General features: G+C 64.8%; 18 protein-coding genes and 2 tRNA genes. 9 read left to right on the forward strand and 11 right to left on the reverse strand.

Translation table 11 applies throughout. The annotated features are described in order from the left end of the window. The first annotated feature begins 57 nt into the window (after positions 1-57). Complete coding sequence (locus tag MAF45_RS07710; RefSeq protein WP_237979057.1) at positions 58-1,368, forward strand: Na+/H+ antiporter family protein; 1,311 nt, start codon at positions 58-60, stop codon at positions 1,366-1,368. A 175-nt stretch (positions 1,369-1,543) separates the two neighbouring features. Here MAF45_RS07710 and MAF45_RS07715 read toward each other — a convergent pair. Continuing rightward, a tRNA-Leu gene (locus tag MAF45_RS07715) sits at positions 1,544-1,628 on the reverse strand. 106 nt (positions 1,629-1,734) lie between these two features. Between MAF45_RS07715 and queA the strand changes: the two genes are divergently transcribed. The 5 genes from queA to secF all read left to right on the forward strand — a co-directional run bounded on the left by queA (position 1,735) and on the right by secF (position 7,430). Continuing rightward, entirely contained in the window at positions 1,735-2,787 is a 1,053-nt protein-coding gene (gene queA / locus MAF45_RS07720; protein ID WP_237979058.1) for a tRNA preQ1(34) S-adenosylmethionine ribosyltransferase-isomerase QueA, read from the forward strand. A 14-nt stretch (positions 2,788-2,801) separates the two neighbouring features. Continuing rightward, on the forward strand, positions 2,802-3,935 hold the full coding sequence (tgt, locus tag MAF45_RS07725) for a tRNA guanosine(34) transglycosylase Tgt (RefSeq protein ID WP_237979059.1): 1,134 nt from the start codon (positions 2,802-2,804) through the stop codon (positions 3,933-3,935). A gap of 134 nt (positions 3,936-4,069) precedes the next feature. Further along, positions 4,070-4,408 carry a preprotein translocase subunit YajC gene (gene yajC, locus MAF45_RS07730; RefSeq protein WP_237979060.1) on the forward strand — a complete coding sequence of 113 codons (339 nt, stop codon included), beginning with the start codon at positions 4,070-4,072 and terminating at the stop codon, positions 4,406-4,408. A 151-nt stretch (positions 4,409-4,559) separates the two neighbouring features. Then, positions 4,560-6,479, forward strand: a complete 1,920-nt coding sequence (gene secD / locus MAF45_RS07735) for a protein translocase subunit SecD (protein ID WP_237979061.1) — start codon at positions 4,560-4,562, stop codon at positions 6,477-6,479. A gap of 15 nt (positions 6,480-6,494) precedes the next feature. Beyond that, entirely contained in the window at positions 6,495-7,430 is a 936-nt protein-coding gene (gene secF, locus MAF45_RS07740) for a protein translocase subunit SecF (RefSeq protein ID WP_237979062.1), read from the forward strand. An 878-nt stretch (positions 7,431-8,308) separates the two neighbouring features. Here secF and MAF45_RS07745 read toward each other — a convergent pair. The 3 genes from MAF45_RS07745 to thiM all read right to left on the reverse strand — a co-directional run bounded on the left by MAF45_RS07745 (position 8,309) and on the right by thiM (position 11,049). Continuing rightward, positions 8,309-9,490, reverse strand: a complete 1,182-nt coding sequence (locus MAF45_RS07745; protein ID WP_237979063.1) for a DUF2868 domain-containing protein — start codon at positions 9,488-9,490, stop codon at positions 8,309-8,311. An 84-nt stretch (positions 9,491-9,574) separates the two neighbouring features. Next, positions 9,575-10,228 (reverse strand): thiamine phosphate synthase, encoded by a 654-nt coding sequence (thiE, locus tag MAF45_RS07750; protein WP_237979064.1) that lies wholly within the window; start codon positions 10,226-10,228, stop codon positions 9,575-9,577. Positions 10,229-10,236: 8 nt separating this feature from the next. Continuing rightward, a complete protein-coding gene (thiM, locus tag MAF45_RS07755) occupies positions 10,237-11,049 on the reverse strand; it encodes a hydroxyethylthiazole kinase (protein ID WP_237979065.1) in 813 nt (270 codons plus the stop codon). Positions 11,050-11,236: 187 nt separating this feature from the next. Here thiM and MAF45_RS07760 point away from each other — a divergent pair, with 187 nt between their 5' ends. Further along, positions 11,237-12,223 carry a 2Fe-2S iron-sulfur cluster-binding protein gene (locus MAF45_RS07760; RefSeq protein ID WP_237979066.1) on the forward strand — a complete coding sequence of 329 codons (987 nt, stop codon included), beginning with the start codon at positions 11,237-11,239 and terminating at the stop codon, positions 12,221-12,223. A gap of 69 nt (positions 12,224-12,292) precedes the next feature. On the opposite strand, the gene MAF45_RS07765 is transcribed toward MAF45_RS07760, so the two are convergent. From MAF45_RS07765 to MAF45_RS07795, 7 genes are all read right to left on the reverse strand, one after another. Then, a complete protein-coding gene (locus MAF45_RS07765; RefSeq protein ID WP_237979067.1) occupies positions 12,293-16,195 on the reverse strand; it encodes a DUF748 domain-containing protein in 3,903 nt (1,300 codons plus the stop codon). A 153-nt stretch (positions 16,196-16,348) separates the two neighbouring features. Next, positions 16,349-17,026 carry an HAD family hydrolase gene (locus MAF45_RS07770; RefSeq protein ID WP_237979068.1) on the reverse strand — a complete coding sequence of 226 codons (678 nt, stop codon included), beginning with the start codon at positions 17,024-17,026 and terminating at the stop codon, positions 16,349-16,351. A gap of 112 nt (positions 17,027-17,138) precedes the next feature. Further along, positions 17,139-17,867 (reverse strand): OmpA family protein, encoded by a 729-nt coding sequence (locus MAF45_RS07775; RefSeq protein WP_237979069.1) that lies wholly within the window; start codon positions 17,865-17,867, stop codon positions 17,139-17,141. A gap of 153 nt (positions 17,868-18,020) precedes the next feature. Continuing rightward, the gene (locus MAF45_RS07780; protein WP_237979070.1) at positions 18,021-19,340 is read right to left on the reverse strand and encodes a TRZ/ATZ family hydrolase; all 1,320 of its coding nucleotides are present in this window, start codon (positions 19,338-19,340) and stop codon (positions 18,021-18,023) included. A gap of 139 nt (positions 19,341-19,479) precedes the next feature. Next, complete coding sequence (locus tag MAF45_RS07785; RefSeq protein WP_237979071.1) at positions 19,480-22,314, reverse strand: valine--tRNA ligase; 2,835 nt, start codon at positions 22,312-22,314, stop codon at positions 19,480-19,482. A 73-nt stretch (positions 22,315-22,387) separates the two neighbouring features. Then, positions 22,388-22,969: a hypothetical protein gene (locus MAF45_RS07790; RefSeq protein ID WP_237979072.1), complete on the reverse strand. Its 582-nt coding sequence runs from the start codon at positions 22,967-22,969 to the stop codon at positions 22,388-22,390. Between the two features lie 5 nt (positions 22,970-22,974). Beyond that, the gene (locus MAF45_RS07795) at positions 22,975-23,409 is read right to left on the reverse strand and encodes a DNA polymerase III subunit chi (protein WP_237979073.1); all 435 of its coding nucleotides are present in this window, start codon (positions 23,407-23,409) and stop codon (positions 22,975-22,977) included. A 133-nt stretch (positions 23,410-23,542) separates the two neighbouring features. On the opposite strand from MAF45_RS07795, the gene MAF45_RS07800 reads away from it, so the two are divergent. Together MAF45_RS07800 and MAF45_RS07805 are read left to right on the forward strand one after the other, a co-directional pair. After that, positions 23,543-23,941, forward strand: a complete 399-nt coding sequence (locus tag MAF45_RS07800; protein WP_237979074.1) for a VOC family protein — start codon at positions 23,543-23,545, stop codon at positions 23,939-23,941. Between the two features lie 132 nt (positions 23,942-24,073). Further along, positions 24,074-24,149: transfer RNA gene (locus tag MAF45_RS07805), tRNA-Ala, on the forward strand. The last annotated feature ends 150 nt before the right edge of the window (positions 24,150-24,299 follow it).

Consider the following 24,299-nt stretch of genomic DNA (forward strand, 5'->3'; position numbering starts at 1 on the left):
AAAGGGGGAGCCTTCGGGTATGCTTGAGATACATTTCTTCACAAACGGGAGCTGCTGATGGACCTCGTCCTCAATCCGATCATTCTCTCCGTCGTCCTGCTTTGCGCGCTCTGTCTCGCCAAAGTGAACGTTCTCATCTCGCTGCTCATCGCTGCGATCGCGGCGGGCGTTGCGGGAGGCCTCGGGCTCACCAAGACGATGACGGTGCTCGCCAACGGCTTTTCGGGCAACGCGACGACTGCTCTCTCCTACATTCTTCTCGGCACGTTCGCCGTTTCCATCGCGAAGACCGGCCTCATGCAGCTGCTTGTCGACTGGCTGGGGCGGCACATGGCGCACCGGCCCGTCGCGTTCTGCCTCACGATCGCCTTCATCTCCTGCCTGTCGCAGAACGTGGTGCCGGTGCACATCGCCTTCATCCCGCTGCTCATTCCGCCGCTGCTCGCGCTGATGAACAAAATGAAGCTCGACCGGCGCGCGATCGCCTGCTCGCTCGGCTTTGGGCTCACCGCGCCCTATATTTCGCTGCCCGTGGGCTTCGGGCTCATCTTCCAGGGCATCGTCGCCGACAGCATGACCTCGAGCGGCATGAAGACCACAGTCTCGGACGTCGCATCGGTGGCCTGGCTGCTCGGGCTGTCCATGCTCGCGGGGCTGCTCTTCGCAGTGTTCGTGCTCTACCGGCGGCCCCGCGCCTACCGCGACGCGCCGCTCGACGCCACGCTCGCGGAAGCCTCTCGCGGCGGCAGGCTCACCGCGAAGCACTGGGTCACGCTCGCCGCGATCCTGCTCGCTGTCGTGGTGCAGGTGACGCTCGAGTCGCTGCCGCTTGCGGCGCTGCTCGGCCTTACCGTGATGATGGTGGGCAAGGCCTTCCGCTTCAGCGAGCTTGACTCCCGGATCGACAGCGGCATTTCGATGATGGGCCTCATCGCCTTTGTGATGCTGATCGCGGGCGGCTACGCCGCGGTGCTCAAGGAGACGGGCGCGGTGAAGGAGCTCATCGAGGGCGTGGTGCCCTTCATCGGCTCGAGCAGAATTCTCGCGGCCGTGATCATCACCGTGATCGGTCTCATCGTGACGATGGGCATCGGCACCTCCTTCGGTACCGTTCCGATCCTGGCCGTGATCTACGTGCCGCTTTGCGCGGCCGTGGGCTTTTCTCTGCCGGCCACCGTGCTGCTGATGACCGCCGCAGGAGCCCTGGGTGACGCGGGCAGCCCCGCTTCGGACAGCACGCTCGGGCCCACGAGCGGCCTGAACGCGGACGGCCAGCACGACCACATCTGGGACACCTGCGTGCCCACCTTTCTCGTGTTTAATATCCCGCTCATGCTGATGGGGATCATCGGGGCCCAGTTCCTGTAGGGCGGCCTGCGCGGCCCGTGGGCCGCGCGGAAAAACTCCTGGAGCGGGGGCTGGGCCGGAGACGTTTTTCGGAGGCGGGCTGCGGCGCACCTTTAAGGGAGGAGGCCTCTGGCCTGCGGCGGGGAGGAAAGGAGAAAATCAAAAACTATTTAAACTTTTGATTTTATTAGAAATATGGTGCCCGGAGAGGGACTCGAACCCTCACGGCTGTTAACCGGCGGATTTTGAATCCGCTGCGTCTACCGTTTCGCCACCCGGGCGGGAGCAGGTTCTGGATTATGCCAAAACGGCAGGGAGGCGGCAAGGCCTTCCGCCTTCCTTCCGTTTATAATGAGCCCCCTTTCCTTACCTCTGGCCAGTCAAGCCATGACCGAACAATATCTTTCCGACTTCGATTTCGAGCTCCCCCAGGAGCTTATTGCACAGTATCCCCTTGAAAACCGCGATGAATGCAGGCTGCTGCATGTGATTCCGCAGGGGGGCCTCGAGGACCTGGTTTTCCACGACATCGTGAAGCTGCTGCGCCCCGGCGACCTCATGGTCATGAACAACACCTTCGTGATCAAGGCCCGGCTCCGCGGCCACAAGGCGACGGGCGGGGCGATCGAGGCCCTGATCGAGCGCGTGACGGGCGAGAAAAGCGCGATCGCGATGATCCGCGCGAGCAAGTCGCCCAAGCCCGGCTCGTCCGTTGTTTTTGAAAACCCCCGGGGGGAGCGGCTCGAGGTGAAGGTGCTCGGGCGCGAGGGCGAGTTCTTCGAGCTCGAGTTCCCTGAGGCGGTGCTGTCCTGCCTCGACCGGTTCGGCAAGACGCCGCTGCCGCCCTACATCGAGCGCGACGCGAACGCGGCCGACGAGTCGACGTATCAGACCGTTTACGCGAAAATCCCGGGCGCCGTTGCCGCACCGACCGCCGGCCTGCATTTCACGAAGGAGCTGCTCGAGGAGATCCGCGCGAAGGGCGTCGAGGAGGCCTACGTGACGCTGCATGTTGGCGCGGGGACCTTCCAGCCGGTGCGCGAGGAGAAAATCTCCGAGCACAAGATGCACTCCGAGTGGTACTCGGTGAGCGAGGAGGTGGCCGAAAAAGTAAACCGCGCGAAAGCCGAGGGGCGCCGCGTGGTGGCCGTCGGCACGACCTCGCTGCGTACGCTGGAAGCTGCGGCGGTGGCCCCGGGCCGCATCCGGCCGGGCTCCCGCGACACGACGCTTTTCATCACGCCGGGCTACCGCTTCAGCACGATCGATGCGCTGATCACGAACTTCCATCTCCCGAAGTCGACGCTCGTCATGCTGGTGTCGGCCATCGCCGGGCGCGAGCGCATCCTCTCGGCCTACCGCCATGCGATCGAGCAGCGCTACCGCTTCTTCTCGTACGGCGATGCCATGTTCCTCGAAAACGCGCCTCAGGCCTCTTAACGGAGCACCCGCACATGGGATTATCCTTTAAAGTCCTCGCGCGCTCGGGCAAGGCCCGGCGCGGCGAGCTCACCCTCAACCACGGCGTGGTGCAGACCCCGATCTTCATGCCGGTCGGCACCTGCGGCACGGTGAAGTCCATGACGCCCGAGGAGCTCCTTGACAACGGAGCCCAGATCATCCTCGGCAACACCTTCCACCTGTGGCTGCGGCCCGGCCTCGATGTGATCGGGCTGCACCGCGGGCTGCACCGCTTCATGCACTGGGACCGGCCGATCCTCACGGATTCGGGCGGCTTCCAGGTGTTTTCTCTCAAGGGGCTGCGCAAGATCACCGAGGAGGGCGTGAAGTTCGCCTCCCCGATTGACGGCCGCAGACTTTTCCTCTCGCCCGAAGAGTCGATGAGGATCCAGACCTGCCTCAATTCTGACATCGTGATGCAGCTCGACGAGTGCACGCCCTACGAGATCGACGGCCGCCCGGCCACCGAGCGCGAGGCGGCCGACTCCATGCGGATGTCGCTGCGCTGGGCGCGGCGCTGCCGCGATGAGTTCCGGCGGCTCGGCAATCCCAACGCCCTGTTCGGCATCGTGCAGGGCGGCATGTACGAGAAGCTGCGCGAGGAGTCGCTCCAGGGGCTGACCGACATCGGATTCGACGGCTACGCTGTGGGCGGCCTCTCGGTGGGGGAGCCCAAGGAGGTCATGAACCGGATCGAGTCCGAGATCGTGCACCAGTTGCCCGAGGACCGTCCCCGCTACCTGATGGGAGTGGGCACCCCCGAGGACCTGGTCGAAGGGGTCTCCAACGGCATCGACATGTTCGACTGCGTGATGCCGACGCGCAATGCCCGCAACGGCTGGCTCTTCACGCGCTACGGGGACATCAAGATCAAGAACGCGCGCTACGCGGCCGACCTCAAGCCTCTTGACGAGGGATGCGGCTGCTACACGTGCCGGCATTTTGACCGCTCGTACCTGCACCATCTGCACAAGGCGGGCGAAATCCTGGGGGCTCGGCTCAACACCATCCACAACCTGCACTTCTACCTCACGCTGATGCAGGAGATGCGCGATGCGCTCGACAAGGGGTGCTTCGAGCAGTGGAAGGCGAAGTTCTACGAGGACCGCAGCCGCGGGATCGACTGAGTCCTCGGCCGCAGGGAGTGCGCGGTCTTCCTGCATCCCGCCACTCCTTCTTTTATAATCAGCAGATTATTTTTTTCTGCGGCCCGCGCGTCCTCCATTGGGGGGCGGGCTGCCCATTTAAAACCGGAGTATTCATGCTTTTCATTACCGATGCCTTGGCGGCCGATGCCGCTGCGGGCGGCGCCGCCGCTGCCGCGATGCAGTTCGTGCCCCTCATCCTCATCATCGTCGTTTTCTGGCTGTTCCTGATCCGGCCGCAGCAGAAGCGCGCCAAGGAGCACCAGAAGATGGTGGAAGGGCTCAAGACGGGCGACGAGGTGATGACCGCCGGCGGCCTCATGGGCAAGGTGACGGCGCTCGACAACGCGAACATCAAGATCCAGATCGCTGAGGTCGACGGCAAGGCCGTGACGCTGCAGCTGTCGCGTCAGACCGTGGCCAACGTCCTGCCCAAGGGCACGGTGAAGTTCTGAGCCTCAGAACTCTTCCCAAGCTCAAGGACAGGCCGGGGTTCCGGCCCCGGTACGGGGCGGCAGCCCCGGCTGCAGGTGAATCCGCCCCGGGTTCGCCTGCTCTGTTTTTTTCAGGTTCGGCGCGCCCCGCGCCGGATTTGGGGTAGTCAAGATGAATCGTTATCCAATCTGGAAATACATTGTCATCCTGTTCGCCCTCGTCATCGGCATTCTCTACACGCTGCCCAATTTCTTCGGCGAGTCGCCTGCCATCCAGGTCTCCTCCGGAAAGGCAACCGTGAAGGTGACGGCCCAGACGATGACGCAGGTCGAAGCGGCGCTCAAAGCGGCAGGCATCAAGACTGAGAGCGTTAAGTTCGAAGAGGGCTCGCAGCAGGTGAGCTCCAGCGTGCGTGTGAAGTTCGGCGTGACCGACACGGAGCTGCAGCTCAAGGGCCGCGAGGCGCTCGAGAAGGCGCTCAATCCCGACCCGAGCAACGCGGATTACGTGATTGCCCTGAATCTCGTGCCGAACACGCCCGACTGGCTCGCGGCGATCGGCGGCAAGCCCACCTACCTCGGCCTCGACCTGCGCGGCGGCGTGCACTTCCGCCTCGAAGTTGACATGAAGGCGGCCATCGAAAAGCGCGTCGAGTCCAATGCGGCCGACCTGCGCACGCTGCTGCGCGACAAGGACATCCGCCAGACGGGAATCGACCGGCGCGGCAGCGAGATCGTCGTGAAGTTCGCCGACGAGGCTCAGCGCGACCGCGGCTACGACCAGATGCGCCTCTCGCAGCCTGACATGACCTTCACCGCCGGCCGCGACGGCAGCGACTACGTCGTCCGCGCGACAATGTCCGAGAAGGCGATCCGCGACGTCCAGGACTACGCCATCAAGCAGAACATCGGAACGCTGCGCAATCGAATCAATGAGCTCGGCGTGGCCGAGCCGGTGATCGCCCAGCAGGGCGCCACCGGCATCGTGGTCGAGCTGCCGGGCGTGCAGGACACCGCCAAGGCGAAGGACATCCTCGGACGCACCGCGACCCTTGAAATCCGCATGGTGGACGACACGCCGGAAGCCTACACTCAGATGGCCTCCGGCACCGTCCCCTTCGGTGACGAGCTCTTCAGCGACCGCGAGAACCACCAAGTGCTCGTGCGCCGCCGCGTGGTGCTCACCGGCGAAAACCTCCAGGACGCCCAGCCGGGCTTCGACCCGCAGACCCAGGAGCCGACCGTGAACCTCACGCTCGACAACAAGGGCGCCCGCATCTTCAAGGAAGTGACCCGCGACAACGTCGGCAAGCGTATGGCGATCATTCTCTTTGAGAAGGGTCACGGACAGGTGGTGACCGCGCCTGTGATCCGCCAGGAAATCGGCGGCGGGCACGTGCAGATCTCCGGGGCCATGACCACGATCGAGGCGACCGACACGGCGCTGCTGCTGCGCGCCGGATCCCTTGCGGCCCCGATGGAGATCGTCGAGGAGCGCCTCGTGGGTCCGAGCCTCGGGCAGGCCAATATTGAGGCGGGCTTCCGCTCGTCGGTCTACGGCTTCATCGTCGTCGCGATATTCATGGCGCTCTACTATCAGGTCTTCGGTCTGATTTCCGCCTTCTGCCTGTTCTTCAACGTGCTGCTCATCATCGCGATCCTGTCGCTCATGCAGGCGACGCTCACGCTGCCGGGCATTGGCGCCCTCGCGCTTTCCATCGGCATGGCAGTCGACGCGAACGTGCTGATCAACGAGCGCATCCGCGAGGAGCTGCGCGCGTGGAAGACCCCGCAGGTGGCCATTAAGGAAGGCTACGACCGCGCCTTCGGCACCATCGTTGACTCGAACGTCACGTCGCTCATTGCCGGCATCGCGCTGCTCATCTTCGGCTCCGGCCCGATCCGCGGATTTGCCGTCGTGCACTGTCTGGGCATCATCACCTCGATCTTCACCGGCGTGTTCGTATCCCGCGGCCTGGTGAACCTCATCTACGGCCGCCAGAAGCACCTGAAGAAGATCCATGTGGGCGAAATCTGGCGCCCCGACGCCAAGAAGTCCGGCGCGGCCGGCACCACGGGTTCCGGACAGTAAGGGAGGAGAGACAAAATGGAATTTTTCCGGATCCACAGAACGATCCCCTTCATGAAGTATTCGATTTACCTGAATATCTTCTCGATCGTTATGTTCTGCCTCGCGGTCTTCTTCCTCGTCACCCGCGGACTCGCTTTCTCCATTGAGTTCACCGGCGGCACGACGATGGAGGTGACCTATCCTGCGGCGGCCGACACGGACAAGGTCCGGCAGCTGCTGGTGGAGAAGATTTCCCCTGAAGCTTCCGTCCAGAACTACGGGACGGCGCGCGACGTGCTGATCCGCGTCCCGCTTAAGAAGGGCGAGAGCTCCGGCGAGCAAGCCAAGCAGGTGATGGCCGTGCTCTCAGAGCAGACCCCGGGCGTGGTGCAGCATTCCGTCGAGTTCGTCGGGCCGCAGGTGGGCCAGCAGCTCGCCACCGACGGGGCGACCGCTCTTGCGCTTGTCGTGCTGGGCATCATGGTTTACCTCGCCTTCCGCTTCGAGTGGAAGTTCTCCGTTTCGGCCGTGATCGCCAACCTGCACGACATTGTGATTGTGCTGGGCCTGTTTGCCTTCTTCCAGTGGGAGTTTTCGCTGCAGGTGCTTACGAGTCTCCTCGCAGTGCTCGGCTATTCCGTGAATGAGTCGGTGATTATTTTCGACCGCGTCCGCGAGCATTTCAGGACCATGCGCCGGGCGAGCACAATCGAGGTGATCAACTCGGCCATTACGGCGACGATCTCCCGTACGGTGATCACGCACTCCTCGACGCTGTGCATGACGATCTCGATGTACCTGTTCGGCGGGCCGGCCCTGCACTATTTCGCCCTCGCCCTGACGGTGGGCATCTGCTGCTCGGTCTACTCTTCCGTGTTCGTGGCGGCTGCTCTTGCGATGTATCTGAAGGTGAAGCGCGAGGACCTCGTGCACAAGCCCCGCAAGCAGCAGATTTCCGAGATGGTGCCCTAAAAGGGACGGCGCTGCCTTTCCCTTCCGCCCGCGGCCGGTTTCGGTGGGCCCGGGGAAAGGGGCGTTTTCGGAGCCTGTGCCTGATCCGGCTTTCCCGGTTTTTCCGGGGGGCCGGATTTTTTTTGTGGTGCGCCCAGCAGCGCACGTGTGACCAGTGGTGAGTGGTGAAAGTCCACCGTCCGCCCGATCGAGGGAAGGACTAGCGACTCGGCAGAGTCAGGGAGGTAACAAACTGATGAAGGAAGCCGATAGCAAACCGTCAGCCTGACGAACAGGAACTGGATATGAGGCGGCGACTCCGGGAGAGCAGGCCACATTCTGTTAACCCCATATCGATACGGAAGGAGCCGGCGTAGATCCAGCAGGCAGGAAGCAAAGCGCACGTGTGAGACCTGGGGAGATCCTTGACGATGCCGCAGGGCTGCCGCGGTCGAGAGGCCAAGGCATATCGACAAGGAAGTCAGCAGAGGCCGTATGCAGTAAGCCCGCCTCTTACGTTTGAAAACCGCCGGATGCCGAACGGCATGTCCGCAGCCCTCACCGGGGCAATGCGGTGTGGGAGGGAGTGACCGTGAGGTCACTCTCTACCCGATCTTTTGCCTGGAGCCCTGCTTCCTCACGGGCGGAACTGCAGCAGGGAGGCGGCGGCTCTGCGGCCCGGGCCTGCCGCCGGAGCTTTTTTAAAGAGGGCGGATTCCCGGGGCGGCGCCCTGGAAGGGGACGGGGCGGCCTTGGGACCCTCGGATCCTTCCGGAGCTGAGCGCCGCCCCAGCCCGCAGCCCTGCTCCCAGAGACGGGCCGGGTCAATAAAAAATCTCCGGCCCCTTTGAGCGCGGGCCGGAGTCTCGGGAAAGTGGATTTCCTTTGAAAGAAGCTTTTCAGGAGCCGCCTTCCTGCTTCGCGGGGGCTTCTTCCTTCGGTGCGGCGGCGGGAGAAGTCTGGTCAGCCTGGACGGCGCCGTTTCCGCCGGAGACCGCAGACTCCGGGGCGGGCTCGGAGGCGGCCGCCTCCCCGGCGGGTTCCTCCCTAGGTTCGAGAAGGGCGCGGAAATAGTCATCCACGGGAATGGCGACGCGGCGCTTGAGCAGGCGCAGCGCCGCGCTGTCCCAGGCGATCAGCAGAAGCCGCGGGATCACGATCAGCACAAGCGCCAGCAGGAAAAGCCGCGGCATCCAGGCCGAGGCGGGCGCGATCTGGGAGGCGGCTTCAGGGGCGGCCGCAATGCGGTCGAGCCTCATGGCAGCCACGCCCTCCACGTCCGGCAGGGGCGGCAGGTTGAGCGCCTGGGGAATCCATCCCCAGAGGCGGCCGAAGAGCTCGCAGACCCGGTCGGGCGCGCTGTCAAACAGCGGCAGCTCCCAGCCGATGACGTAAGTGCCGCTCAGCCCCCGCACGATGAGACTTGAGGCCACTCCGGCCGTAAGCGCGAGAAAAGCCCAATGGAAGACCCGCGCGATCCGGAACTGCGCGAGCCTCAGGCAGGCGGGCGCCCAGACGGCAAGGAACGCCCGCCGTAGGCCCGAGCTGATCAGCCTCGGCGCGACAAGCCCCGAGGTGAGCCGCGCGGGCAGCGTGCGCAGGGGCAGCTCCATGTGCCGCCGGCGCGCGAGGCTGAGCGCGCCGTAGATGATCATCAGCGCGTAGATGAAAAGGCTCCAGAGGCAGAGCGCGGCATAAACGGGAGAAAAGAGGTTCACCTCAGAGCCGGAGGAAAAGAACCGCTCTGAAAAGGCGCCGATCAGGTAGGCGCAGAGAATGATCGCCGCCGAGATGAGGTAGCCCAGGGCCGGGCTTCCTCCGAATCTCATGGTCCGCAGGGCGTACGACTTTTTCGCCATGCGCGAGTAGGCGAGCTGCGCGCGCTCTTCAATGAAGCGGGCGGGCGGCGTCGAGCGGGAAGTCTCCGAGAGCAGGTCCCGCGTGACCTGCGAGGCTTCTTCCTGCGACCAGTACTTCTTTCCGGCCTCCGAGGTCTCGACTGCCTTGACGAGGCAGACGGTCCGGGCCGTCTCGATGGGGTACTTCAGCCTGCCGGGAATTTTTCCAGAAAAAAAAGCCATGATCCTGCGGTCCTTGCGGAAAGGGGGGAGGGGAGCGGCAGGAGCCTTCAGGCGGCTTCCTGCAGCGCCCCGAATTACTTCATTTTAGCGGGAAAGCCCCTGCCGGAAGGCGTGCAGCAGCGAAGCGGCGGCCGCCCTGGGGTCGGGCTGCCCGCAGATGGCTGAGACCACGGCAAGGCCGTCTGCGCCGGCCTCGGCAAGCGAGGCCGCATTGCCGGCGTTCACCGCTCCGATGGCGACCGCGGGGCAGGGCCTGCGGGCGGCAAGCGCGGTAAAGCCTGCAAGCCCGAGGGGAGCCGCCGCGTCGGGCTTCGTCGCGGTGGCCCAGACCGGGCCGATGCCGAGGTAGTCCACGGCGCCCTCCTGCACGAGCGGGGTGCAAAGCGACAGCTCGCGCCCGCTGGAGATGGAGTATCCGATGATCGCGCGCGGCCCCATCAGCCGTCTGGCGTCCCGCGGCTGCAGATCCTGCTGGCCCACGTGCACGCCCTGGGCTCCGATCGCGAGGGCGACGTCAACGTGGTCGTCGACGATCAGCGGCGTGCCCGTGGGTGCCAGGGCTTTCAGAAGCGCGCGCCCGCATTCGGCGATCCGGCGCTTTTTCCAGGCCGGGGCCCGCAGCTGCACGATCGTGCAGCCGCCCTGCACGGCTTCAAGAGCGGTTTGGATCATGCCATCTTCGCCACCGCACAGCACCGGGTCGAGGACGAGATAGAGTTCGAGGTTCACGCTGTTCATCGCTTGCCTCAGGCGCTCATCAGCCCGGCCGCTTCCTCGGGCGAGAGCAGGTAAAGCGCGTCGAGGTAGGCGTTGTGGAAGGATCCGGGCGCGCGGGCCGTCTGCCCCGCGCGCTCTGCCGCGCGCTTGGCGAGCAGGCAGCAGGTCGCGGTGCTCGTGACAGGGTCGGACGCTCCGGCCGCAAAGCCTGCGGTCATCGCCGAGAGCGCGCAGCCCGTGCCCACGACGAGCGTGACCATGGCGCAGCCGCCCGAGACCGACACCGTCCGGCGGCCGTCGGTCACGTAGTCCGTCTCGCCGGTCACGCAGACGACGGAGCCGGAGCGAGCCGCGAGCGTCTGCGCGGCCTCCAGGGCTGAGGCGCTGGAGTCGAGCGAGTCGACTCCCTTGTAGCGGTGTTCGAACCCTGCGGCGGCGAGGATCTCAGAACCGTTTCCGCGGATGACCGTGGGGCGCAGCGCGATCAGCTCCTCGATCGCCTTGTCGCGCCAGGCGGTGCCGCCCGCCCCCACCGGATCGAGAGTCCAGGGCTTGCCCGCGTCCGCGGCGGCCGCGGCGGCGAGCTTCATGGCCTGCACGTTCTCCCGGTTCGGCGTGCCCACGTTGCAAAGCAGCGCGTCGGCCGCGCCGCGGGCGAACTCGGCGCACTCCTCCAGCCCCGGCACCATGGCGGGCGACATGCCGCAGGCCAGAAGCACGTTGGCAGTCACTTCCTGGACCACGTCGTTTGTGATGCACTGCACGAGGGGGCGCAGGGACTTCATCCGCCGGATTTCCGCGGCGGCGGCTGAAGCCTGAAGCTGTTCAACGACACCGTTCATGTGAATTCTCCTCTGTCTGAAAGAGTGCGTGGCGGGCTCTTGGCCGGCCGTTCATGCCCTGAAGACGGCGCGCCGGGCCGCAGGGACGCTTTGGAATTAAGACACAATGATATGCTAAGAGGGGACGCCCGGCCGGCGGCAGGGGCATCGCTGCGCCGCCGGGCAAGACAACAGGACTTATTACACGATGACATACACTATCAGGATCAAGGGTTCGGACGTTTCCTTCCCGGCTGAGCCGGGAGAGAGAATTCTCAAGGCGGCCGAAAGGGCCGGCATCGAGCTGCCGCACGCCTGCGGCAGCGGTTTCTGCGGGGCCTGCAGCGCTAAGGTGGCCTCCGGGTCGTTTCTCGCCTACGCCCCGGGTTCGAGCGAAGGGCGCCCGGCCTCCGGCCCCAACATTCTCTGCTGCTCGTCCTCGGCGCTGAGCGATGCCGAGATAGAGATCGCCTGGAAGCGGCTGGTCGCCGCGTCCGACATGAAGGTGGAGAGCTGCGAGCGGCTCGCTCCCGACGTGATCCGCGTCGTGCTGCGCCCGGCAGGCGCCCCCGTCGTGTTCACGCCGGGGCAGTTTGTGGACATCGTGCAGGGCGACGAGCGCCGCAGCTACTCGATCGCCTGCGACAACGTCGCGGGCGTGATCGAGCTGCACATCCGCCACGTGAAGGGAGGTCGGTTCACCGACCGGTTCTTCGGCGTCACGGCAAGCCCCCTCAAGGCGGGCGACATGCTCCGGGTCACGACCCCCTCGGGCGAATTCCGTCTGCACAAGAGAACCGACCACGACCTGGCCTTCCTCATGACGGGCACGGGCTTTGCGCCGGCCAAGGCGATGATCGAGAACTACATCCGGCTGCCCGCCGCGAAGCCCCACCAGGTCTACCTCTACTGGGGAGGCCGCACGAAGGCCGATCTCTACATGGACGAGCTCTGCCGCCGCTGGGAGCGCGAGCACGACTGGTTCCACTACTGCCCCGTGCTCAGCCGCGAAGCGGACTGGGACGGGCGGCGCGGCCACGTCCAGGACGCTTTCCTCGCGGATCATCCTGACGCCTCAGGGTTCGACGCCTACATGTGCGGCAGCGGCAGGCTTGTGGCCGACGCCACGGCGGCGCTCAAGGCGGCCGGGATCGCCCCGGACCGCATCTACAGCGACGCCTTCACGGCGGGCTGAGGACCTCCCGCACAGCCCTTCGGGCGGAGGGAAAAGCGCTTCCCCCGCCCGGAAGGCAGGGCTGTTTTTTCAGCGCACGAAGCGCAGCTTCACGCCTCCCACCGTTGACTTCTTGTCGAACTCGGGGCCGGTGATGAAGATCCGGTTCTCCTTGATTCCGGCCTCCGAGACGGCTCTGGCTATGTGCCTGCAGCGCGCATCGGCGAGCCGCCCGATGTTCGAGCGGTCAGGAGCGACCGCCTTGTAGAGCCTGCTTTCCATCTCGGACACGGACAATCCCTTCGGGTCTTCTTTCGGGAACTGCATCGCGAAAAGCGCCCGCACGGCCGCTTCGCGGCTGCGTTCTTTTTCAGGCATGGTCGACTGGGCGACCTTCAGCAGTCCGTTGTAGGTTCTCTGGTGAAGCGCCTCGCTGTCGCCGTTCTGGTTGATGAGCGGCGTGATCTCGAGCTTCGCGTCAGGATGCTCCTTCAGGGCCTTCACGATCTGGGTGACCGTGCTCTGCTGGTCGGCCGTGAGCCTGCTCTGGCCCGACAGGAACGGCACCAGGACGGGCTTGGAAGACGAGCTGGCGCTGAAGTTCGCAAGCGAGGCGAGCAGGTTCACCGGCGAGGCGACCACCTTGATGATCAGGTTCTTCAGCCCCGTGAGCACGAGGTCGCTCAGCGAGAACTGCGGATCAGCGAGGTCGCCGGAAATCGGCAGATCGAAGTCGATGTTGCCCTTGCTGTCAGTGAGCAGCGAGGTGGCCAGGGTGACCGGCAGGCTGATGGAGGTCTCGTTGGGGATGTACGGGCCCCAGCCGAGCTGCTCGATCACGACGTGGTTGTCCGCCTTGATCTTCGTCTTGTCGGTCATCGTGATGTCGCTTTTCACGCTGAGGTTGCCCTTCTGGATCGGGTAGGAGACGTAGTGGACGCTGTAGGGTGTGAAAAACGGCATGGAAACCGCCGTGAGGGTGCCCTTGGCGGTGAGCTTGCCCTTGTCGACGAAGGGCGAGCCGCTGCCGGTGATGCTGAGCTTTGAGGAGCCGTTGATGAGGGCGCTCGCGGTGAGGGTGGAGGGCGTGTTGCCGCCCCCGTAGACCACGGGTTTCACGCTTACGTTGAGGCTGCCGAAGCGGAACTGCCCGGCCGGCCGCACGAGCTTGTCGACGAAGGTGAAGCCTCCGTCCTTGATGGAGAACTCGCCCACTCTCACCGGCTGGTTGGGCTGGCGGCCGATGCGCTTTTCCTCGGCTGCGACCTTCTTCTTGATTTCCTCCCGGGTCTGCTTCGCCTTTTCGGCCGATCCCCTCTTGCCCAGAAGCGGATCGATGTCGAGGTTGCCCTTGGCATCGCGCGAGATGCTGTAGCGGGGCTTTTCAATGGCGATGCGGCCGATGTTCACGGTGCCGCTGGCCGGCGCGTTGACTCCCGTGACCGAGGCGAGATCCACGCGCCCGAACCGGGCGCCGCCGCCCTCGACCTGGAAAGCGCTCGAGCGGGCCGAGGCCGATTCCAGCGTGAGGTGGCCCGAAGCGCCGCTCTGCCAGTTGAACTTCCGCACGGACAGCGTGTCGGAGAGCGTGGAGACGCGGGCGGCGTTCACCGGCGAGATCGCCTGGGCCTTGGCGAGGTCGGCGCTGTCAAGGCTGAGGGAAGTCTCCGCGGCTTTTTCAAAGGCCGCGCCGCGCAACACCGCATGCTCGGTGTTGAAGTCAAACAGATCGACCGTGGACTTCACCCCGTCGGCGCTGATTTCGGGCGCGGAGAAGGTGATCCGGTCGGCGAGCCTGAAGGAGCTGCCCGAAACGGTGAGCGAGCTCAGGCTCGCCTTGACCGGCGTGTCCCCGGCCACCTCGATGTGCGAGGGCTGGGAGTTCACGCGCTCCGCGCCGACGTCGACTGCGCCGTTCGGATTCGTGTCGACTGCGACGCGCAGGCCCTCAAGTCCGATCCGGTCGGTTCCTCCCTGAACGGGCGAGGCGCTGAAGCTGCTGCCTGAGACCGAGGCTGCCTTTGCGGTGACGCCGAGCGTCTTGGCCTTTCCCTTCCAGAGAACCGACAGGTTCTGGGCGTCGCTGCCGCGCGCAGTGGCGCTGAAGGAGCCTGCCTTGAGCGAGGTGCCCTCCGCGGAGAGCTTCATTCCGGAGACGGTGGCGTTCTCCGTCCGGCCGTCCCAGCCCGCCCGCAGGCTGTCCGCATTGAACTTATCGAGCCTGCCCTCAAAGGTGCCGGCTTTCAGCTCGGGCGTGGTGAGGGCGAGCGAGCGAGCATTGAGATCAATCCGGCCGGACTCCGCGGCCCAGCCGAGTTCCAGGTTGCGGGCCGCGGCCGAAGTGTCGACCGAAAAGCCGCTTTCGGGCAGCGCGAAGTGCCCTTCTCCGAGGTCGAGCTTCGCGAATTTCAGGCTGAGGTCTTTTTTATAGGCGGCGTCAAACTGCGCGGCCCGGGCCGATCCCAGGCGGATGTCGAGGGAGGAGCCCCCGTTTTGCGCGAGCGCGGCCTTCTTCAGGCCGAGGTCGCCCTGAGCGTGCACCGAAAGGGGCTCTGAGCTCAGATCGAAGTCGAGGTTCGTCTTCAGGGTGGCCTGTCCGTCAAGGCTCCAGCCTGCGTTCTGCGCATAGCCTGAAAGTTTTCCAAGGGCGAGCCGCTGGGCGTCGACGGAGGCTTTGCCGCGCAGCGCCCCGAGCTCAATGCCGCCGTTGGCCCGCAGGGATCCTCCCAGCAGCCTGGCGGAAACCTCGAAAGGCGTTGTCTCTCCCTCCTTCATCGTGATGTTGGTGGCGGCGGCCGTAAGGCTGTCCGCGTCGATGCGGGCTCCGTGCGCGGCCTGGTCTTCCAGCAGGAAGCGGCCTTTTTCGAGCGCCGCGCTGCGGACAACCCAGGCGAAATCTGAGCCGCCCTTCTTCTTTTCAGCCTCTGCGTCTTCCGCGGATTTTTCATCGGCCTTGGCGGAAGCGGTTTTGAAGAGGCCGCTCCAGTCGAGCGATCCGTCGGCGAGCCGCTGCATCCGCACGGACGGCGACTCGAGGCTCACGGACTTCACCTCGGCCTTATGGTTGATGAGGTCGATCTCGGCCGAGTCGACCTTGAGCGAGCTGAAGGCAATCGAGTTGGCCGCCGGCGCACCGTTGAGAGCCATGGCGAAGTCCTTCGCCTCGGCGCTGAAGTCGATCAGGATCGTGCCCGGGGTTTTGGCCGTGCCCTGCGCGAAGGTGACGTCGGCCGCCGCCGTGACGGAGCCGCTGCTCACGGCCGCGTTGAGCGGCAGCATGCGCGCGAGGTGCGGCAGGCTGTAGTCCTTCAGGTCGAAATGCATCTGCGTGGCGCGGGTGTCCTTGAAGGGCAGCGAGCGGCCGTGCGCCTCAAAGGCCGAGCCGTTCGCCTTCAGCCTGAGCTCGGGCAGGACGTTGATGTTGCGGTCCGAGCCGATCGAGCCGATGAAGGGAATGCCAAGGTTGATCTCCGTGATCTGCTCATCGACCCCGTGGGACGGGATCGAGATGCGGAAGTCCGAATTCGAAAGCCTCACGTTGTTGAGGCTGAATCGGAAAGGCTCCTCGCCGGGCTTTTCGGGCTGGGGCGGAAGGCGCTTGTGAATGCTGTCGATCACGTCCTGGAAGTTCGTGACGCCGTTTTCGTCCACGCTCAGTGCGCCGCTCAGATGGTCGACCGACAGGGCGTCGAGCACGACTCCGAAGCGGGTGATGGAGGACAGGGCGGCCACGTTGGCGTAGAGGCTGCCGATGGTGACCGGCTTGTCGGCCTCCGAGCGGCCCGACAGCCGTATGTCCCGTGCCGTGAGCTCTACGGTCCAGGGGTTGAAGCGGACTTCTCCGATCGAGAGTTTGCGCCCGAGCAGATTCGAGACAGGCCCGGAGGCCGCCCACTTCAAGCCTGACGGCAGCGCCCACCAGCCCAGCGCTGAATAAATGCCGTACGCAGCCGCCACGCCAATGGCAACCTTTGAAACCCGGTTGAGCCTCATCCTCGAACCTTCCTTTCGCAAATGCCGATGAGGCCGGCTGGCGCGGGATGCGCGGAGCCGGCAGTTGAGAAAAGTCTAATGCCTTTGGGGGCGTGCGGTGTCAGAACGGACTCTTCGGGGCGCTTCCGATCGCCGGCCTGGACAAGAATTGTTTCAAATCTTGGATAAAACTTTAAGGAGGTCGGCCGGGTCCCTGAGCACCGCGAGGGGGGCGAGCTCCTCGACTGCGGCGCGGCCGCCGTCGTAGTAGCCCCAGGATGCGAACACGGGCGCCGCGCCCGCCCGGCGGGCCGCCAGGAGGTCTCGGGGGTCGTCGCCGCAAAGCGCGCTCTGAGCGGGCTCTGCCCCGAGCCCGCTCAGAGCCAGCAGGACTCCGTCCGGGGCGGGCTTTGGAGGAAGCCCCGGTCGGGCGCCCACCACGCAGCCGCAGTGCTCAAAGGCCTTGAGCGCCCGGACGATCTTGCGCGCGAAAGGCTCGGGCTTGTTCGTGACCACGCCCCAGGCAATCCCCGCGCGCTCGAGCGCCCCGAGGAGCTCCGCAATGCCGGGAAAGAGGCTGGGCGCTGCGGCGCACCTGCGCTCGTAGTCTTCGAAGAAGGCCTGGCGTAGCTGTTCGTAGCCGGGCGATGCGGGCGTGACTCCGAGCCCCGCGCGCAACAGCGCGACAGACCCCTCCGAGGCCGCCGCCCGGTACTTTTCGGGCGGCAGGGCCTCAAGGCCTTTCGCACGGCGCAGGACGTTGACGGACGCCGCAAGATCGCGGACGGAATCCACGAGGGTGCCGTCCATGTCGAACAGGACGCACCGGCAGTTTGTCGAAGAAGAGGGCATTTTTGCAGGGAGGGCGCCGGACGGAGCCGGCCGGGGAAAAGACGGGCATAAAAAATCCGCTCCATGAAGGAGCGGATTTTTTTATCTCAGATCCTCGTGCGGAGGAGAGAGATTACTTGGCCTCGCGGGTGCCGACCACTTCGATCACAGCACGGCGGTTCGGCTGCAGGCACTTGACGAGCTGCTTGAAGTTCTTGATCTTGCCCTTCTTGGAGGGGTTCGGGCAGTTCACAACAGGATCAGCCTCGCCCTTGCCGGCGGTCTTGATCACGTTGGCGCTCACGCCCTTGCTGACCAGGTAGCCCTTCACGGCTTTAGCGCGGCGCTCGGACAGCTTCTGGTTGTAGGAGGCCTTGCCGAGGCGGTCAGTGTAGCCGGTGGAGTTGACCACTTCGAGATCCACGCCGGCGAGGCGGGAGACCAGCTCATCGAGCTTCGCCTTTCCGGCGGGCTTCAGAGTGGCCTTGTCGAAGTCGAACAGGGTGTCGGCGGAGAGGGTGACCTTTTCACGCTTCGGGGCGGCGGCAGGAGCCGGGGCGGGAGCAGGAGCCGGGGCGGGAGCAGCCTTCGGAGCCGGAGCAGCCTTCGGAGCCGGAGCGGTGCAGGCAGCCTTGCTCAGGATTTCCTTGTCGCACTGGCAGCCAAAGCCTTTAAGGCCCTGGGCTTCGGCGAGAGCCGGGGTCCAGTAGCCGGTGCGCCAGCAAAGGCCGTACGGATCCATCACAACCTTGCCGTCGCTGGAAATGACATAAGGATTTGCCGTTTCAGCAGCCATGACAGAACCAGAAGCGGCGAGCATGACGGCAGCCAGCAGACCACCAATCTTCGCGGAAGTGTTCATTTTTTCCTCTTTCCTTTTTTTTCGGCCCCCGTCTCCGGGAACCATTAATAATCCCAAAAGCAGATGAGCAGGGTACGACCCTATCGCTGATCACTGCCTGCATCCTCGGGAAACAGCCGCTCTCCTTTTTACAGGAAAGACCTGTCTTCCAAGCTATGGCTCTACCGTATTTTGCCACTTATGGGCAATGGAGAGTGCTCGACTACGGGACATCCCCGAGAGGGAACGGATGGTTTGCTGTTTTTCGACAACCAGCCGGCCATCTATCCACACATGGGTAATATTTTCCCTACCGGCACTGTAAAGCAACTGCGCGGCCGGTTCAAGTACCGGGACACTGGTAATTTCCTCAAGAAGAACGCTGAAAACATCAGCATTTTTACTAGCTTCGAGGGAGCCGATCTCCTTGTCCCAGCCGAGCGCCTTCGCCCCGCCCATCGTAGCCGCATACAACATCTTGTGGACCGGGGCGGCGGTCGGGTCGCCTGCCGTGGCTTTGGCGAGCATGGCCGCAAGCCGGGTCTCCGCGAGCATGTCGAGCTTGTCGTTGCTGGCCGCTCCGTCGGTGCCGATGCCCAGATTGATGCCGGCCTTCATGATCCGCTCGACAGGGGCGAAGCCGCTTGCGAGCTTCAGGTTGGAGCTCGGGCAGTGGCACACCGAGGCGCCGGCCCGCGCGAGGGTGCCGATGTCCTCGTCGTTCAGGTGCACCGAATGCACGGAGATGAGGCGGCTGCTCACGATGCCGAGCCGCCGGAGCCTTTCGATCGGGCGGCAGCCGTATTTTTCCATTGATTCGCGGATCTCGGCGGCTGTCTCATGGATGTGAATGTGCACCGGCAGCCCGTAGCGTTCCGACAGGCCGGCCAGCGCCCGCATGGACTCGTCGCCCACCGTATAGGGGGCGTGGGGGGCCACCGTCACGTGCACGCGGGGGTTGCCCCGGAACTGCTGGATCACTTCCTCGGCTTTTTTCAGGTATTCGTCGTCGGTTTTCGCCCAGGCCGAGGGGAAGCCGATCAGGAAGGCCGAGACCGCACAGCGCATCCCGGCCTCTGTGAGGCCCCGCGCGGCATCGGCCGGGAAGAAGTAATGGTCGTTGGTGCAGGTGACGCCCGACTGGACCATTTCCTCGCCGGCGAGCCGGCTGCCCTCGTAGACGAACTCCGGCCCCATGCAGCGGCCCTCGGCGGGCCAGATCTTCTTCTGCAGCCAGTCCTGGAGGCACAGGTCGGGTCCGAGCCCGCGCAGCAGGTTCATCGCCGCGTGCGAGTGCAGGTTGACCAGCCCCGGCAGCAGCACCTCCCCGGGCAGCTCCACGGTCTCGCGGGCCTCGAACTGCCCGGCCTCGGAAGCGGGGGCGATCGCCGCGATTCGTCCTTCGCTCACGGCAAGCACATGGTTTTTGAGTACGACCCCTTCGGGGACGACGGGAATCATCCAGGTGGGCTTCAGGAGTTTTTCAACCTGCATGGCGGTGGGTTCCTCAGTAGTGGGATAAAGCAAAACCCCGGGGGAAAGCCCCGGGGCCGGTGCGCTGCGAGCGCGTGCGGCGGAGGCTGCGCGCCCGCGCAAGGGCATCAGCCCTTGCGCGGGCGGGCTTCGCCCCGCCTCAAGCCGCGGGGAGCTTCGAGAGCTGCTCGCGGTTTTTCTCGAGCGCCTTGGAGAAGTCCTCGAGCCGGGTCTTCTCCTGCTGCACGATCGCGGCGGGGGCCTTCGAGACGAAGCGCTCGTTGCCGAGCTTCGCGCGGCATTTGCGCACTTCGCCCTCGAGCCGCGCGATTTCCTTCGTGAGCCTGTCGTGCTCGGCGGCTACGTCGATTTTGATGACGAGCATCAGGTGCCAGTCCTCGACGATGGAAACCGGGGCGATCGAGCCCGGATTGATGCTGTCGATGCTGTCGACGAGCTCCACCGACTCGAGCCGTGCGAGGCCCTTCAGGTACGGGGCGATCTCGCGGGCCTCGTCCCTGGGGCCCTGGATCGCGAGAGGCACGCGCTTCGAGGGCGCGAGCAGCATCTGGCTGCGCAGCGCGCGGACGGCCTCCACCATCTTCTTCGTGACGGCCATGCGGCGGTCGGCCTGCGGGCACTCCGCGAAGTCTCCGGGCTTCGGGTACGGGGCCACCATCACGGAGGTCGTCTCGCCGGGGTCCCGGCGTCCGGCCGCGACGGAGACCTTCTGCCAGAGCTCTTCGGTGATGAAGGGGATGATCGGGTGGGCGAGCCTCAGCGTCGCTTCGAGCACCCGCGCGAGCGTGTTGCGGGTGGCGCGCTGCTCGGCCTCGCTGCCGGAGGTGAGCCGCACCTTGGCCGCTTCGAGGTACCAGTCGCAGAACTCGTCCCAGACGAAGGAGTAGATCGCGTTCGCGGCGAGGTCGAGGCGGTAGCCCTCATAGGACTTGATGACCGTGCGGATCGTGCGCGAGAGCTCGCCCTCGATCCACCGGTCGATGAAGCCGGGCTTCATCTCTCCGCCCTGCAGGCCGCAGTCCCGGCCCTCGACGTTCATCAGCACGTAGCGGGTGGCGTTCCACAGCTTGTTGCAGAAGTTGCGGTAGCCCTCGCAGCGCTTCACGTCGAAGTTGACGTTCTGGCCGAGCGTCGCGTAGGCCGCCATCGTGAAGCGCAGGGCGTCCGCCCCGTAGGCCTGCATGCCGTTCGGGAAGTTCTTCTTCAGCTTGGCGATCACCTGGGGCGCCTTCTCCGGGCGCCGCAGCCCCATCGTGTTCTTCTTGATGAGCCCCTCAAGGTCGATGCCCTGGATCAGGTCGAGCGGATCGATCGTGTTGCCCTCGCTCTTGCTCATCTTGTGGCCGTCGGCGTCGCGCACGAGCCCATGCATGTAGACGTTCCTGAACGGCACGCGCCCCGTGAAGTGCTTGGTCATCATCACCATGCGGGCGACCCAGAAGAAGATGATGTCGTAGCCCGTCACGAGCACCGTCGAGGGCAGGTAAAGCTCGTAGGCCTTCTTGTCGTCTCCCTGGGGGTCGGGCCAGCCCAGGGTGGAAAACGGCACCATGGCCGAGGAGAACCAGGTGTCGAGGACGTCGGGGTCCTGGCGCAGCGCGACGCCTTCGCCGGCCTGCCGCTGGGCCTCCTCGAGCGAGGCGGCGACGTAGCAGTGTCCGTCTGCGTCGTACCAGGCCGGGATCTGGTGGCCCCAGAGCAGCTGCCTCGACAGGCACCAGTCCTGGATGTTGGTGAGCCAGTGGCGGTAGACGCTCCTCCACTGCTCGGGGAAAATGTTCACCTCGCCCGATTCCATCGCCTCAAGGCCGATCTGCGCGAGGCTCTTACCGGGATGGGTGGAGTGCTCGCCCGCGGGCTTGCTCATGGCCATGTACCACTGCTCGGAGAGCATCGGCTCGACGATCTCGCCGGTGCGCGGAACGCGCGGCACCATGTGGCGGATCTTCTTCTCGCCCAGCAGCAGCCCCTGCGCCTTCAGGTCCGCGAGCACCGCTTTGCGGGCCTCGTAGCGGTCCATGCCCACGTATTTGGCCGGGGCGTTTTCGTTGATCTTCGCGTCCTTAGTGAGGATCGACAGGCAGCGCAGGCCGTGGCGGCGGCCGACCTCGAAGTCGTTGAAGTCGTGGGCCGGCGTGATCTTCACGCAGCCCGAGCCGAATTCACGGTCGACGTAGGCGTCGGCGATCACCGGGATGTCGCGGCCGCACAGCGGCAGATGCACTTTGTGGCCCACGAGATCCTTGTAGCGCTCGTCTTCAGGGTGCACTGCGATCGCCTCGTCGCCGAAGAGCGTTTCCGGCCGCGTCGTCGCGACGACGACGTCGCGGCCGCCGTCAGCGGCCGGGTAGCGGATTTCCCAGAGGAAGCCGTCTTCCTCCTCGGGCTCCACCTCGACGTCGGAGACCGCGCTCTGCAGCTTCGGGTCCCAGTTCACCAGCCGGGTGCCCTTGTAGATCAAGCCCTCGCGGTACAGGCGCACGAACGTCTCGCGCACGACCCGCGAGAGCTTCTCGTCCATCGTGAAGTAGGTGCGCTGCCAGTCGACCGAGTCGCCGAGGCGGCGCATCTGCTTGAGGATGGTGCCGCCGGAGAACTTCTTCCATTCGAGCACCTTGGCGACGAACTGCTCGCGGGTGAGCGACTTCGGGTTGATGCCCTGCTTCTCGAGCTGGCGCTCGACCACGATCTGGGCGGAAATGCCCGCATGGTCCGTGCCCGGCAGCCACAGCGTGTTGTAGCCCGCCATGCGGTGATAGCGGGTGAGCGTGTCCATGACGGTCTGGTTGAAGGCGTGCCCCATGTGCAGGATGCCCGTGATGTTGGGCGGGGGCAGCTGGATGGAGAAGGCCGGGCGGCCGGCTTCAAGGCCCGCGCGGAAGTAGCCGCGCCTTTCCCATTCCGGGTACCAGCGGGCCTCGATGTCGGCGGGCTCGAAGCTCTTGGCGAGTTCAGAGGTGTTAGCAGATGTCATCTTGGAAAATCAGATGTCTTGAATCCAAAGGGGTAATGAGGGGGAATTATCGCATTTCCGCCCTGGCGCGGCGTCAGTTTCTGAAATACCGGGCGATTTCCTCGGAAACGGCGTTTTTCACTATGAGGTCAAGCCGTCCGGAGACGTCGTTGCGGATGCGGTCGGCGGCCGAAGCTGCGGCCGAGCGGGCGGCCTGCTCGATCACCGGGTCGAGCTGCTCGAGAATCGAGCGCTGGATCCGGGGCTGTAGGTAGGCGATGAGCTCCTCGGTCGAAAGCGAGCGCACGGGCCGCGGGGTCTCGCGCCGGGACAGTCCGCTGAAGCGGACCGGCTCGCGCTCGGCCGGCGCGGCCGGGTGCGCGGCGGGCTGCGCTGCAGGAGGGCTTAAGGGGGCCGGCTCAATGCGCTCGGCCGCCCCGGAGCCCGAGAACGAAGGCACGCGGAAGAAGGAGGCCGAAGGCTGCGCGCTGCGGGGCGCGGGGTCCGGCTCCGGGGCTGGGGCGGGCTCCAGGGACGGCTCGCGCGAGGGTTCGGCGGGCTCCATCTCGGGCAGCGCCCCGGCCCGGCTCGAGCAGGCTTCGAGCTCGCTCCAGGAGGCCACGATGGGTCGCGAGAGCGTCGGGATGACGCGGGCGGAGGAATAAGGTTCTGTCATGTCTTTCAGCGGCTTCCTTGGTCGTAAGCCTTCAGCGGGCAGTTGAGTTTTCGGTAGATTTTATAGCGCGCGCGTGCGGCGGCGGTTTCCTCCGGCACGGAGGAGACGATGTCCACCACGCGGTCGAACCTCCTGAAGAGCTGCTCGAAGTCGGGAGGCACCGACTCGTCGAGCAGCAGCAGCACGTCGGAGTCGGGCAGCCGCGAGGGATCCTCGCTCAGCACGACCCTGGCCTCCTGCGCGTCTTGCGAGCCGGCCATCGCATGAGGGACGAAGGACAGGTCGTCGAAGGCCCAGAGCCTGCGGTTGAAGTCCGCGAGCCGCGCGGAGTCCGAGCTCCAGACGGCCACCGACTTGCCCATCTTCCAGACCTTGCGCACGAAGAGGCAGGCGTACTGCAGGCGGCTGCCCACGTTGAAGTGAAAATCAATCTGCTGCATTTTGGCTGTTCAAGGGGAAAAAGTCCCGTTAGGCATGCTTCCAGTTTAACGGCGCCGGGCGGGTCTGCCTTTGCCTTGCGGTGATTCGCCGTCCATAATGTCTCCGTAGCCCTTCTCTTTTTCGGAGGATTCCATGGATTCCGTGCCAAAACTGCGCCTGTCGCGTTCGACCAACAACCTTGAGAAACTGATCGCCTTCTACTGTTCGGGCCTGGGCTTCGAGATCCTCGACCGCTACGAGCAGCAAAACGGATGGGACGGCGTGATCTGCGGCCACAGGGACTGGCCCTACCAGCTGGAGTTTTCCCAGAAGCGCGAGACCGAGGACGTGCCGCGCGCCCCGACGCTCAATCACTTCATCGTGTTTTCCATTCCCGATGACAAGGAGTGGAAGGCGGTGCTCGCCCGCATGTTCGAAAACGGCTTCCGGCAGGTGACCAACCCCCAGCTCTACGCAGACCCGTCGACGGCCGCCTATGAGGATCCGGACGGCTACCGCGTCGTGCTTCGCAAAGGCGTCTGGAAAAAATAAGCCGGGCAGGATGAACTGTCTGAACTGTCCCCAGAAGGTGAGACACTTTCTGGGGACAGTTCAGGACGCAGGAGCAGGAATTGCTTTTTTCCTGGCAACGTGTAAAATACATCACCTCTCGTATGAGAAACCGGGGAAGTAGCTCAGCTGGGAGAGCGCAGCGTTCGCATCGCTGAGGTCGGGAGTTCGATCCTCCTCTTCTCCACCAAATCTAAGTCCCAGACTGTCTTATGACGTCTGGGATTTCTTTTATCTTCAATCACTTAGCTTAAAACAAGCTCCAAAACAGTCCAAGGAATTCCCGGGGAATCCACGCTTTTAGTATGGAAAATATAATGGGAAAGGAGTTAGGTCATCT

Origin of the sequence: Mesosutterella porci, from assembly GCF_022134585.1 — a bacterium.
In the GTDB taxonomy this organism is placed as follows: domain Bacteria; phylum Pseudomonadota; class Gammaproteobacteria; order Burkholderiales; family Burkholderiaceae_F; genus Mesosutterella; species Mesosutterella porci.

Excerpts from the sequence above, each read along its gene's own strand:
- MAF45_RS07710 (WP_237979057.1), top strand. The coding sequence starts at position 58 with ATGGACCTCGTCCTCAATCCGATCATTCTCTCCGTCGTCCTGCTTTGC.
- queA (WP_237979058.1), top strand. The coding sequence starts at position 1,735 with ATGACCGAACAATATCTTTCCGACTTCGATTTCGAGCTCCCCCAGGAG.
- tgt (WP_237979059.1), top strand. The coding sequence starts at position 2,802 with ATGGGATTATCCTTTAAAGTCCTCGCGCGCTCGGGCAAGGCCCGGCGC.
- yajC (WP_237979060.1), top strand. The coding sequence starts at position 4,070 with ATGCTTTTCATTACCGATGCCTTGGCGGCCGATGCCGCTGCGGGCGGC.
- secD (WP_237979061.1), top strand. The coding sequence starts at position 4,560 with ATGAATCGTTATCCAATCTGGAAATACATTGTCATCCTGTTCGCCCTC.
- secF (WP_237979062.1), top strand. The coding sequence starts at position 6,495 with ATGGAATTTTTCCGGATCCACAGAACGATCCCCTTCATGAAGTATTCG.
- MAF45_RS07745 (WP_237979063.1), bottom strand. The coding sequence starts at position 9,490 with ATGGCTTTTTTTTCTGGAAAAATTCCCGGCAGGCTGAAGTACCCCATC.
- thiE (WP_237979064.1), bottom strand. The coding sequence starts at position 10,228 with ATGAACAGCGTGAACCTCGAACTCTATCTCGTCCTCGACCCGGTGCTG.
- thiM (WP_237979065.1), bottom strand. The coding sequence starts at position 11,049 with ATGAACGGTGTCGTTGAACAGCTTCAGGCTTCAGCCGCCGCCGCGGAA.
- MAF45_RS07760 (WP_237979066.1), top strand. The coding sequence starts at position 11,237 with ATGACATACACTATCAGGATCAAGGGTTCGGACGTTTCCTTCCCGGCT.
- MAF45_RS07765 (WP_237979067.1), bottom strand. The coding sequence starts at position 16,195 with ATGAGGCTCAACCGGGTTTCAAAGGTTGCCATTGGCGTGGCGGCTGCG.
- MAF45_RS07770 (WP_237979068.1), bottom strand. The coding sequence starts at position 17,026 with ATGCCCTCTTCTTCGACAAACTGCCGGTGCGTCCTGTTCGACATGGAC.
- MAF45_RS07775 (WP_237979069.1), bottom strand. The coding sequence starts at position 17,867 with ATGAACACTTCCGCGAAGATTGGTGGTCTGCTGGCTGCCGTCATGCTC.
- MAF45_RS07780 (WP_237979070.1), bottom strand. The coding sequence starts at position 19,340 with ATGCAGGTTGAAAAACTCCTGAAGCCCACCTGGATGATTCCCGTCGTC.
- MAF45_RS07785 (WP_237979071.1), bottom strand. The coding sequence starts at position 22,314 with ATGACATCTGCTAACACCTCTGAACTCGCCAAGAGCTTCGAGCCCGCC.
- MAF45_RS07790 (WP_237979072.1), bottom strand. The coding sequence starts at position 22,969 with ATGACAGAACCTTATTCCTCCGCCCGCGTCATCCCGACGCTCTCGCGA.
- MAF45_RS07795 (WP_237979073.1), bottom strand. The coding sequence starts at position 23,409 with ATGCAGCAGATTGATTTTCACTTCAACGTGGGCAGCCGCCTGCAGTAC.
- MAF45_RS07800 (WP_237979074.1), top strand. The coding sequence starts at position 23,543 with ATGGATTCCGTGCCAAAACTGCGCCTGTCGCGTTCGACCAACAACCTT.